At 45.6% G+C, this 12,409-nt stretch carries 8 protein-coding genes, 2 tRNA genes and 1 pseudogene; 3 read left to right on the top strand and 8 right to left on the bottom strand.

Annotated features, from left to right (window positions below; translation table 11 throughout):
- Positions 1–77 precede the first annotated feature (77 nt).
- Positions 78–1,241, bottom strand: coding sequence for a threonine/serine exporter family protein (locus ITG10_RS21625; RefSeq protein ID WP_076654024.1), 1,164 nt, complete (start codon positions 1,239–1,241; stop codon positions 78–80).
- 520 nt (positions 1,242–1,761) lie between these two features.
- Here ITG10_RS21625 and ITG10_RS21620 point away from each other — a divergent pair.
- The 3 genes from ITG10_RS21620 to ITG10_RS21610 all read left to right on the top strand — a co-directional run bounded on the left by ITG10_RS21620 (position 1,762) and on the right by ITG10_RS21610 (position 2,445).
- Positions 1,762–1,836, top strand: a tRNA-Gly gene (locus ITG10_RS21620).
- A gap of 38 nt (positions 1,837–1,874) precedes the next feature.
- Positions 1,875–1,949, top strand: a tRNA-Gly gene (locus ITG10_RS21615).
- Positions 1,950–2,187: 238 nt separating this feature from the next.
- Positions 2,188–2,445 (top strand): hypothetical protein, encoded by a 258-nt coding sequence (locus ITG10_RS21610; RefSeq protein WP_017630407.1) that lies wholly within the window; start codon positions 2,188–2,190, stop codon positions 2,443–2,445.
- 100 nt (positions 2,446–2,545) lie between these two features.
- Here ITG10_RS21610 and ITG10_RS21605 read toward each other — a convergent pair whose 3' ends face one another.
- The 7 genes and pseudogenes from ITG10_RS21605 to ITG10_RS21575 all read right to left on the bottom strand — a co-directional run bounded on the left by ITG10_RS21605 (position 2,546) and on the right by ITG10_RS21575 (position 12,280).
- The gene (locus ITG10_RS21605; protein ID WP_017630408.1) at positions 2,546–3,151 is read right to left on the bottom strand and encodes a cupredoxin family protein; all 606 of its coding nucleotides are present in this window, start codon (positions 3,149–3,151) and stop codon (positions 2,546–2,548) included.
- 105 nt (positions 3,152–3,256) lie between these two features.
- Positions 3,257–6,400 (bottom strand): efflux RND transporter permease subunit, encoded by a 3,144-nt coding sequence (locus ITG10_RS21600; RefSeq protein WP_017630409.1) that lies wholly within the window; start codon positions 6,398–6,400, stop codon positions 3,257–3,259.
- An 8-nt stretch (positions 6,401–6,408) separates the two neighbouring features.
- Positions 6,409–8,004: pseudogene (locus ITG10_RS21595) on the bottom strand (efflux RND transporter periplasmic adaptor subunit); the annotation flags it as partial.
- A 3-nt stretch (positions 8,005–8,007) separates the two neighbouring features.
- On the bottom strand, positions 8,008–9,474 hold the full coding sequence (locus ITG10_RS21590; RefSeq protein ID WP_026084196.1) for a TolC family protein: 1,467 nt from the start codon (positions 9,472–9,474) through the stop codon (positions 8,008–8,010).
- 99 nt (positions 9,475–9,573) lie between these two features.
- Positions 9,574–10,038: a hypothetical protein gene (locus ITG10_RS21585; protein ID WP_017630412.1), complete on the bottom strand. Its 465-nt coding sequence runs from the start codon at positions 10,036–10,038 to the stop codon at positions 9,574–9,576.
- Positions 10,039–10,195: 157 nt separating this feature from the next.
- Positions 10,196–10,843: a CatB-related O-acetyltransferase gene (locus tag ITG10_RS21580; RefSeq protein ID WP_017630413.1), complete on the bottom strand. Its 648-nt coding sequence runs from the start codon at positions 10,841–10,843 to the stop codon at positions 10,196–10,198.
- Between the two features lie 381 nt (positions 10,844–11,224).
- Positions 11,225–12,280 (bottom strand): NADH:flavin oxidoreductase, encoded by a 1,056-nt coding sequence (locus ITG10_RS21575; protein ID WP_026084197.1) that lies wholly within the window; start codon positions 12,278–12,280, stop codon positions 11,225–11,227.
- Positions 12,281–12,409 lie beyond the last annotated feature (129 nt).

The raw sequence follows: 12,409 nt of genomic DNA, 5'->3' as shown, positions 1-12,409 counted from the left end.
AACGAACAAACACAGCCGCTAAGCTGTGTTTGTTGAAGAAACGAAGTTACCTGAGCGCCAGTTAGAATCTAATCAGATTAACGCTCTACTTTTGGTGAGTAGATCGAATACGCGGTGATTTGCCCTGCCACAATCGCAGAGAACATAAACAGCGCCGATAAACCGATACTTGGGATCGGCAAGATAGATTGTTCAAACACCGATTGACTCGCACTCACTAGAACGCGACTACCTGGAACCAAGATGATAATACCCTGCACGATGTAAATAGACCCCGTGAGCTCCATCTTTTTAGCAATCCAAGTGCCGTATAAAGTAATAAGAACTGTTGTTACCCAAGTACCGACAACCCAACCACTGTCAAAACCTAGATAGAACGGACCCCACATACCCAAAACTGCAACTGGCAAACCAAGTAAGATGTCTTTAGGGCGCGCATTGAACATCACGCCGATAGACACAGAGATCAACACCAAGCCAGATATGTGCATCCACACTGGCACCGCATTGGTATAGTCGATGGAGACCGCTTGTCCCCATATCGCTTCACCAATATTGAGACCCATGATAATCCCAACAAACAGCTTGATCAGCGTTAAGGCACTCTGCCCTAGCAAACTGGTACCCGAGACAAGATCATTGAAAGCCAAACATTCTAATGCGTTGGCTATAGATAATCCGGGGACAAATAAGACGATTGACGCAATACACAACGCCCACACCGGGATCGGCAAACCTGTACTTGCCAAAAACGCTACAAAGATACCCGTCAATAATGCTGAGATAAATTCAACCGCAATTGCGCGACGTGAATGCAGGACTTGCTGACATACCCAAACCATCAAACCCAATAACGCAGAAAAGCCAACCGCTTCCAACGTACTGCCGACTAACATCAAATACGCAGGTGGAATACCCATGTTAGCTAGTGCAGTCACAAACTTAGAGTAGCCGACAGGCTCTGGTACTGGCTCACTGCTCGGTTGGTTAATACGAATGATGGTGTTTGCCAACAAACTCAGATTAATTGAAGCAGGCTTTAGGCGCTTAAGAATAACGGCGTTGTTATCATCTGGAAATTGATAGTTAATCGCGGTTGGTGTTGCTTGGATCATCACATCGACACCATGCTTTTTTGCATAGAACTGTGTGTATTTTTCAAGCTTATAGGGAGCACAACCGCTGCGGTGAAGAGTGTCACCAATTTCAACAATTTTGTTAATTCTGAACTGAGAAGGCATGGGTATTTTAGGCGAGACAAAATGTGCGGCAAATGTACCAAACGACAGACGGAATGACGAGACTTTTGCGTGAATTATCAACTAAATTCGTTACTTTTTTCTGTGAACGCACAGAGGCGTGTATTACTCTACTCATTTGGGATTAGTTTAATGAATGATACGAATCGTTCGTAAGTTAAATCTATGCACCCACATTGTTATAAACGCACTTATAAATTCAGCTCAAATTTCGATTGTGTTAACACGTTAAACCATAGATTTTGCCTGTGTTGATGAGGAAATAACACCCGATATCAGTTTATAAATTCATCCCTTTCCCCTTTTCTTAAACTATCAAGTCAGCACCCGTTTGAATCTTGGGATTAACGAGAGTTTAGTCACATTTTATTCACTCTCTAAACGCCAGACATGATTGAAAAACTAGCGGAGTGGTGGTTATGCGAGCACTTAGAATAAAAATGAAAGAAAAAGGTTTCGTTTTCAGTTAGATGTGGCATTATCAAACTCGTTAAGACGATGTGCGTGCATCGTATAATGGCTATTACCTCAGCCTTCCAAGCTGATGATGCGGGTTCGATTCCCGCTGCACGCTCCAGTCTTCTTGATGCCTCAGTCTTACTCTTAAGACAGTGTGCGTGCATCGTATAATGGCTATTACCTCAGCCTTCCAAGCTGATGATGCGGGTTCGATTCCCGCTGCACGCTCCAATCCTACTTAGGCTTTATTCAGCCGAAACTCTCCCAAAGATCAAACGTTTCAACATCAATTTTATTGTCTCTAGATAAACCCGTTAACTCACTCTATTGCTTCGTATTTTTATAGCTAATGCCACTGTTCTACTTTTAGTCGTTTTCGAAATTGTTCCAATTTAATAATCTCGGTCAATATCCGAAAAAATGGTTGTGTTAATGTGCGCCAATTAGAAACAACCAAAAAATAATAAAAATGTTTAAAAACAATGAGTTAACAATAAACATCGAAGCAATCAATGTCGCACTGTCAAAAGTCGAAAATGCGAACAAAATTCAGCTTAATACGTTGAAGGGTTATGTGAGCAGCGAACCAGAGCAGGCCGTGCTTGCGTTTCGCTCTTTGAATGAAGTGGAATCGATCGACGACAAGCTTAAGAAGATCATGTCAGAGTTGCCGCATTTAAGTGGTGAAGCTCAGCATCTACTGGAAACATCGATCCTATTACAGTAGTCGCCAAGAAAGATAAGTCTCAACTACGGATGAGCTAAGACTTATCTTTTAGCTTTCTTGTGTTTGTCTAGCACCTACTTCTAGCTCTATTAGATAATGCCTAAAGCGTTATCGACTTCGCCATGCCCGCTTCTGCGTGTCCTGGAATATTGCAGGCAAATTCTACATGATTGTCTCCATGGAAATGCCAAAGCATCTGCTTCGCTTTGCCCGGTTTCACCGTCACTGTGCTGCCAGAATCATGGTGGTGGTTGCCCATCTTCTTCATCATTTCACGATGCTCTAACTGCTCCGCGGCAGAACCAATAGAGAATTCGTGGTCTATCTTGCCTGTGTTCATCACCACAAACTGAACTACATCATTGGGCTCAATATCGACCTTGTTTTTAAAGGTGATTTTCATGTCATCACTCAATAAAACATGAACCACTTTATCGGGTTTCGCGCCTGTTGCTGGCATACCCACTTCAGACATGCCTTCCATATCCATCATTCCGTCCATGTTCATCATCATTGAATGGTCCATCTTCCCACCCTTCATCATGCTGTGATTCATCTTTGAATGATCCATTTCTCCACTCTTCATCATCGAGTGGTCCATACTTGAGTGTTCCATGTTTGAATGGTCACTAGTTGAATGGTTCATAGCAGCAAAAGCTGTTGCAGTAGTCAGTGTTAGGGCGATAGCAATCAGTGTCTTTTTCATGGTCGTTCCTTAGGTTTATTCTGTTTGTTTTGTGAGTTTCACATGTTCATGTGGTGCGCCCTTACCTACTTCTATTTCGCAAGTAAGGGCTTTATAGTCAGTACGTTATTTACTTGTCTCGCTTTGGCTGCGGGTAATCTCACGCTGCTTCCAAAGCTTAAAAATTGCGGGCAGCACCAATAGAGTAAGCAGCAGTGCAGACGCCATTCCGCCTATCATCGGCGCTGCGATTCGTTGCATCACTTCAGAGCCAGTGCCTTCTCCGTACATAATTGGAATTAGGCCAATGATCACCGTAAGAACCGTCATCATCACTGGACGTACACGAAGCCCTGCCCCTTCACGAATGGCATCTGTGAGATCAGCTTGTTGAAGTGTTTGTTGGTTCTGCTCTGCATCGAGCTTTTTGTAGTGCCACGCTTGGTTGAGATACACCAACATGATCACACCTATCTCAACCGCAACACCCGCTAGCGCGATGAAGCCAACTCCAACCGCAATAGAGAAGTTGTAATTGAGGTAGTGCATCAACCATAGGCCTCCGACCATGGCTAAAGGCAATGTCAGCATGATCATCATCACTTCACCGACACGGCGGAAGCTCAGATACAGCAGCAACATAATGATGGCGATGGTAATTGGAACAACGACACTCAAGCGGTCTTTTGCGCGCTCCATGTATTCATATTGACCCGACCAAGCGAGCGAGTAACCTGCAGGCAATACAATTTGCTCGGCAACTACTTGCTGCGCTTCTGCCACGTAAGAACCAAGGTCACGACCATCAATATCCACGAATACCCAACCGTTAGGACGCGCGTTCTCTGTTTTGATCATTGGTGGACCATCTTCATAACGAATGTCAGCGACATCAGACAAAGCAATACGAGCACCGTTTGGCGTAACGAGTGGTAAGTTCTGTAACTTCACTACAGAGTCACGGTAATCTTGCGGGTATCTAACGTTGATTGGGTAACGCTCCAGTCCTTCAACGGTTTCACCGACATTCATCCCACCAACTGCAGTCGAAATAACCTGCTGCACTTCTTTAATGCTTAACCCGTAACGAGCAGCAGAGCGGCGCTTAATGTCTATCGTGACATAACGACCACCAGCCACACGTTCGGCATACACAGAGGCCGTGCCACTTACACCGTTCAAGGTAGGCTCAAGCTGAGAACCGATATCCTCAATAACACTCAGCTCTGGCCCTGCTATCTTGATTCCGATTGGCGTTTTAATACCGGTCGCTAACATGTCGATACGAGTCTTGATTGGCATAACCCATGCGTTAGTCAAACCCGGGAACTGAATCAGATCATCGAACTCTTTACGCAGTGACTCACTAGTGACACCGTCACGCCATTCATCTCGCGGTTTAAGCTGAATAACCGTTTCAATCATAGTCAATGGTGCAGGATCGGTTGCCGTTTCCGCACGTCCAATCTTGCCCCATGTGGTTTCAACCTCTGGAATGGTTTTGATCAGCTTGTTGGTTTGCTGCAGCAATTCACGCGCCTTACCTATCGAGATCCCCGGATAAGTAGTCGGCATGTACATCAAGTCACCTTCATCCAAAGGTGGAATGAACTCGCTGCCAAGCTTACTGGTTGGGTAATACGCAGAAGCCATCAAACCCAGTGCAATCACAATCATCACTTTTGGATACTTGAGGCTTAAGTTGAGCAATGGTTTATACATCGCGACTAAACTGCGGTTCACTGGGTTCTTGTGTTCAGGTAACACGTTGCCACGAATGAAGTAACCCATTAGCACCGGAACAAGTGTGATAGCCAAGCCTGCAGCGGCCGCCATTGCATACGTTTTAGTAAACGCGAGTGGCGAGAACATCTTGCCCTCTTGGCCTTCTAATGCGAATACAGGAACAAAGCTTAAGGTAATGATAATCAGCGAGAAGAACAGCGGCACACCCACTTCTTCTGCCGCTTTGCCAATTACTTGCCAACGGTTTTTATCGGTCAGAGGCGTTCGCTCAATATGTTTGTGAACGTTCTCTATCATTACGATTGCACCATCGACCATGGCACCAATCGCAATCGCGATACCGCCGAGAGACATGATATTGGCGTTAATACCCTGCCAATGTATCACGATAAACGCGCCTAAAATACCGACAGGCAAGCTAAGCGCGATAACCAGTGATGAACGAATATGGAACAAGAACAATGCACACACGATCGCAACCACGATGAACTCTTCAGCCAGCTTCTTCCATAGGTTTTCAACCGCAGAATCAATCAAGGTTGAACGGTCATAAGTCGCGACAATTTCAACACCGTCTGGTAATCCCGCTTGCAGCTCTGCGAGTTTACTCTTAACAGAATCAATCACTTCACTGGCATTCTCACCAAAGCGCATCACGATAACGCCACCAACGGCTTCGCCTTCACCATTCAGCTCAGAGATACCACGACGCATCTGCGGGCCAAGGTTAATGTCAGCAATATCACCCAATAACAGCGGTGTGCCTTTATCGGTCACTTTTAGTGGCAGTGATTGAATATCTTCAATGCTTGTGAGGTAACCCGTTGTACGAACCATGTGCTCCGCTTCAGCAATCTCAACTACTGAGGCACCCGTTTCTTGGTTACCATCTTGGATCGCCTTGTTGACTTTCTGAAGCGTTAGGTCATAAGCACGTAATTTGGCTGGATCTATTTGCACTTGATACTGCTTAACCATGCCGCCTACCGTTGCGACTTCAGACACACCCTCAACGGTTTGCAGCTCATACTTCAAGAACCAGTCTTGCAGGCTACGAAGATCCGCTAAGTCGTGCTTACCGGTTTTATCTTGCAGTACATAGCTGTAAACCCAGCCCACACCGGTTGCATCTGGCCCTAATGTTGGCTTAGCACTTGATGGCAAGTTAGGCGCGACTTGGCTCAGATATTCCAACACGCGAGAACGTGCCCAATACATATCAGTATCATCATTGAAGATAATATAGACGTAGGAATCGCCAAAGAACGAGTAACCACGAACCGTTTCAGCACCCGGCACGGCTAACATCGCAGTGGTGAGTGGATACGTTACTTGGTCTTCAACCACTTGCGGCGCTTGACCCGGATAGCTGGTTTTGATGATCACCTGCACATCAGACAGATCAGGAATCGCATCGACGGGCGTATTTTTAACGCTGTATAACCCGCCAAACACGATTGCGAGGGTCGCGACCAGAACCAAAAATCGGTTACTGATGGACCAACGAATAATTGCATTGATCATAATGTGCCCTCACCCGCTTTCCAATCCCACTCGGGTACTGGCTTGTGGCTCACCGTGATCATTCCGAAATCCGGCATTAGCATGGTGATGTCGCCCTTCACCCACACTTCACCCGCCATTTGATGCTCGCTGACCTTGTAATCAACAACTTCATACTGACCTGATTCCGTTTTCATCATTTCAAAATCAACCACTTGTCCGCGCTTAAGCTGGCTGATGTCCAAACCTTCAACAAAGGTGAAGTTCATCACCATGCCCGGCCAATCCCATTCAGGAACAGGTTGGTGATTGATGGTTGCCATACGGCTGTCTTGCATTACATCTGCAATTTCACCTTTTGCCCAAGCTGTATCTACTTGATCTTCCACACCATTGATTCGGGATAAATCAGCTGATTGGCTAGATTCAGAATCCAGCATGAAGTGAGCTGAAGTCACAATGTGTTCACCTTGTGTGAGCCCTTGCAACACTTCGATCTTGTCACCCGCTTCACGACCCACTTCAATGCGAGCTGAACGGTATTTACCTTCGCCTTCAGACAACACAACACGAGTCATGCCACCAGAGTGGATAACCGATGATCGAGGAATGGTAAGAACTTGATCATCACTGATTGGTTTCAGAGCGATATTGGCGAACATGTTCGGTTTGAGCTCGCCATTAGGGTTAGAGAACTTCAAACGAACGCGTAAGGTTCTAGTTTTAGGGTCAAGAATCGGGTACACGTAATCCACATTGCCCTGCCATTCTTTACCCGGAATCGCATCAAGTGTCATCTCTGCATTACTGCCAGACGAGATCCAGTGTGCTTGGCGCTCAAACACTTCTGCGTCAACCCAGACTTCATCTAACGGCCCTGCACTGATTACCGCTTGTGCAGGTGAAAGGTAACCACCTTCACGAATGTTAAGGCTTGCGATAACGCCATCTGCAGGTGCTTTGATTTCAATGGTTTGTGAAGCTTTGCCCTGTCGAGTAATCGAGCGAATCTGCGCTTTATCAACGCCTAACGTAACCAAGCGTTCGGTCGATCCTTTGATCAATCCTTTGCGACCTGTTTTATATGCACTCAGCAGCTCTTCTTGTGCCTTAACCAGCTCTGGAGAGTAAAGCGTGAACAGCACATCGCCTTTATTTACTTTCTCACCAACCGCGTTGATATACAGCTTCTCCACCCAGCCCGCAGCGCGGACGTTGGTTTGCCACAATGTACTTTCATCGAACGCCACATAACCGACCGTTTCAATACGTGGCGACAAAGCTTCCAACCCTACCTTTGCTGTTTTAACGCCAAGGTTGTTTTCCACAGAAGCGTCGATAAACACGGTTCCGGCTTTGTCTGAGCCACCACTTAAGTCATCGGCATAAACAGGAATCAGATCCATGCCCATCGGAGATTTACCCGGCTTGTCACGCTGATAATTTGGATCCATTGGTGCAACCCAATAAAGTGGATCATCACTTTCGTCAGCTTGAGGTTCTACTTCCTCCAAGCCTGCCATCGCTGACATGTTATGCGCTGATCCAACGACAAAATGATTTGCACCAAAACCCAATGCACCACCGACCAACAAAGCGATAGTCGCTACTTTTACTGTATTCATTGTCTATTCCTTTATTGATTGGCTGTTGTTTCGAGTTACGGAGGGGTTGAGTTGCGGTTGATTAACTTGATAGCCAAAAGCACTGACCAGAGATGCAAGCTTGCTATTTACGATGTTGAGATCGGTAATCAAACGCTGTTGTTCTAACTTCAGGGCGAGTTCATCTGCAGTTGCAGAGATCACATCGTTAAATTGTGCAGTGTTGTTTTGATAGCCTCGCTCCACAGCGCTGATTCGTGCCGTCGTCTGAGGTAATAAGGAATTTTGGTAACGTTCTAAACGTTGGGTGAGGTTCGCCTTATCCACCAATAACGCATTCACTTGCGCGTTCATTTGGGAAAGTAAGGTGTCTTTTTGGGATTTAGCCGCGCCAACTTGGTACTGAGCCGCAGACAAATTCTTATCTTGTCGGTTGCCCGTAAACAGAGGGATATCGACCGTTAGATAAGCACTCACAAGATCAGAAGCAGGTTCGCCCGCCATGTTGTTCGCTTGTCGATGGGCATACATCACTTCCACACCAAACTGCGGCGTATAAGCTTGCTCAGCCAGTTCTACTTGAGTTTGATTAGACGAGATAGTCGCGTCCGTGATCTTAACGAGCGGATGCTCCATCAACAGTTGATAGTGCTTGGTTGAATCATTGTTGGTCGCTAACTTACTTTCTAATAGCGACCAATCAATTTGATTAGTCGCATGAAGCCTTCCTTGAGGATCAAGGGTCTGAGAATCAAGAACCTGAGAGCTAATCGCTTGAGTCCCTAGCCAATCTGATCCTAACCACTCAGACAGTTGAGAGATGAGACGGCGTTGAACTTGTTGGTTGGCTTGCAGTTTTTCATCAAGCTTACTGACTTGAAGCTGAGCATTAAGTAAATCTTGCGCTTCGCTTTTACCTATCGAGTAATTAGTTTGTACATAATTCTCTAGCTCAACCAACAAACGTCGGTTTTCACGCATCACACCTTCTGCGACTTGCTGATAGCCCAGTTCAAGCCATAACTGCGTCATGCTATTGGCAACGGTAAGTTCACGAGCCTGAACTTGAAGCGCTAATCCATCCGCTTGCTGACCCGCCTTTTTCTGCTGAAGATCGAGCGTATCGCCACGCTCGAATTGCTGCATCAGACCGACCGAGATATTGGTCATCGGGTCTTCATCAAACTGAAAACTATCGACTGGTAAGCCACTGAACCCGACTTTGAGTTTCGGATCCATCAGGGTAGCGCTCGCAATACCGGTTTCACGCATCGCTTGAGACTGAGCAAAGTACTGTTTGCGATTGCTGTCTTGGCTCAATGCTATCTCAATCAATGTATTGAGTTGTTGTGTTGAGCTCTGTTGATCAGCGTGTGTTGAATCAGGAGCAGCAGCCAAAGCACTGGCTGAAATCAAAGCAGCACTCGAAACAAAAGCAGCAGCGACCACAGCACTCGCGTTTATTCCAAACACGGAGGTTGTTGGTTTTATATTCACAATGAATGTCCATATCTAGCGTTAAATGACGCATATAAAAGATTGGCGTATCAGACTTATAACTCTGATATCGCTATGTTTTTAGATATAGATTTATGCGGTGGGTGGGCGTAACAAAGATTGAGCGCGTGCGACTTTCTGCCCAATAATGACAGATTGAAAACGAGCTAAGGAAGAGACAAAGGGATTGGCGGCTTGAACAGCCTGAATTGGATAAGAAGTAGCAGAGCACACTGAGGCACAGCAATCGGCACTCGAACAATGGTTACCCATCATGTGGCCGCCGTCTTCGCTCATTGAAGACATATCGCATTGAGCCATCAAGTCATGGCCACTCATATTAGAGTGTTCAGCGTGAGGATTTTCACTCGTCACATGACATCCTGCCATTGAATCATTAACCGACGTATAGCTGTGGTAACAAGCCGATTTGCTCAAGCTCATTTCCATCATCATTACTTCAGTCATCATGGCTGATGAGCTTGAGGCATAGCTAGACATCAACATCGCGATGGTGCTGAAAACAGTAATCCAAGTTGTTCGGAGTGTGTTTGTCATAGCTAACCTTTAAATTTATAGAGTAACTATAAAGGTTACCCTTAGGGTAAGGTCAATGATGAAGGGTAAATATTTGATAAAAATAGCAGTGACTGCTGCATAGATGAACAAAAGGAGCACTCCACAACCAATAGAGTGCTCCTTCCATTGGGTACGATTAAGTATTCAACGACTTATGAGTATCATATTCAGCCATCGCATTCTTAAGTGCCGTTAAATCAGAACCACACAAGTGCTTCCTCAATGCTTCAAATTTCTCTTCTGGCCAGTCGTATATATTCATCGAGATCAACTCTTCGATAACAGCCTTATCGAAGCGATGTTTAACGACTTTTGCAGGCGAGCCAGCCACAATGCTATATGGCTTAACGTCTTTGGTTACCACGCTGTTCGCGGCAACAACCGCACCTTCTCCAATGGTTACGCCCGGCATGATCATGGATCGCATGCCTAGCCAAGCGCCATCTTTGATATGAGTGTCACCTTTGCCAATGTAGGCTTCTTCGATCACATCCATAAATGGATACAAAGAGAACCAATCAACGCGGTGGGTATGGTTGCCACCCATTAGAATCACGACCTCTGCACCTATGCAGACGTAATCACCGATGCAGAGCACATCAATTTCCCAACGCGGCTCCCACTGACGGCTAACTTCGTCACCATGCAAATAGCGGACGACAGAACGCTCAAACCCGTTATCCCAGTAATCGCTGTAATAACTGTGTTTACCCTTAATATGAATATTGGGATTAGTGACAACTTCATGGAGCAATTCGAATTTAGACCAATGCTTACTTTGCATTTCTACCTCTGATTAACTTATTCGTTTTAATATCAAAAAATCGACAATGTTGATCTAAGGTGCACAAACGAGTTCCCCATCAACATAGAAGCTAAGTGGGGTGAATAGTCAGTATCACGCTTAAATCACAGCAATGTCGCTAAAACGAAAAGGCGTCAGTGGATTCGAGGTTGCTTTAAGAGAGGAAGTAATTTCACGTGGTGCTCAGTATAGTAACGATAACTCGGTTGGAAGATTTACAGGTAAATTGTATCTGTTTAATCGCACTAATTTGACAGAGATATGTGATTAATAAGGTTTCAAATATCGGTTCATGGATGTCCATAAAAGACATGAGCCTGCAATATTACACAGGCTCAGGCTTGGATCTGGATTCAGCGACTACATGCGCGCCAGCTGTACTTTTCTGTCTTTGTTTACCACACAGAAGTTACCGCGCTTAGTACGACACTTAGAACATCTCTCACACTCTACTGGGCTTCGGTCACCCTCTTTCCAACGCTTCACTAGATGCGGTTCAGAAAGTAGTGGACGTGAAAGCGCGAAGTATTCAATGCCCGTATTGTTCGCGATAGCTTCAATGGCATCAAAATCGGTTAAGCCGCCTACCGTGATAACAGGAATGTCGACATCTTGGCTAATTGCATGGCCGTATTCATGGAAGTAGCCTTCCGCTTGAATGGTAAAACCATCGTGAGACTCGCCAATCATGGTGTCGGCTTTGCCGTGAATGTTGCCAGAAACCACAATGCCATCAACGCCTACTTCTTCGAGCTTTTTACAAACTAAGCGTGTTTCATCAAAGGTCACGCCACCCTCAAAGAATTCAGAGGCTGTTAGTTTAACCAAGATAGGGAAATCATCACCCACCAACTTGCGTGTTGCTGTGTAAATCTCAAGCAAGAATCTCATGCGATTTTCTAAGCTACCGCCGTATTCATCTTCACGCTGGTTGTAGTAAGGGCTTAAGAACTGGTTGATCAAGTACGTGTGTGCCGCATGAATCTCAACACCATCAAAACCCGACTGTTTAGCTCTTAGTGACGCTTTGGCAAAAGCATCAACAATGTAATCAATTTCCTCTTTGGTCATCGCTTTACCCAGTGTTTGAGTCCCTTTTTCAGGAACCTCACTCGGTGCAAAGATCACTCGCTCGCCAAGGTCATGCATGGTTTTGGTGCCGCCATAAGCCAATTGCATCACGATTTTAGAATCGTTGTCATGGACCAGTTGAGTCAGCTTTTTATACTCCTCGATAAACGAGTCGTTATACATGCCCATCATGCCAGCATTTGGCTTTTCTTCTTCAACGATGTTCGCGTAACCCGTCACGATCAAGCCAACCTCACCTTGAGCTAGCTCTTCATAGATAGCGTAAAGTTTATCTGTCATATGGCCATCTTCAGTCGCCATATTTTCCCACGTTGCACTTCTCATAAAGCGGTTTTTAAGCGTCATGGTGCCAATGCGGGTTTCTGCAAACAAAGTACTCAAATCTATTCCTCACTCAATCGTGTTACGCAAGTGCCCATCTAACGGGGCTGATTGACGCGGATACTACAGAGA

The sequence above is a fragment of the Vibrio sp. ED004 genome, assembly GCF_023206395.1.
In the GTDB taxonomy this organism is placed as follows: Bacteria; Pseudomonadota; Gammaproteobacteria; order Enterobacterales; family Vibrionaceae; genus Vibrio.
The sequence above is the reverse complement of the archived record's forward strand: the minus strand, read 5'-3'. Positions and strand labels throughout refer to the sequence as shown.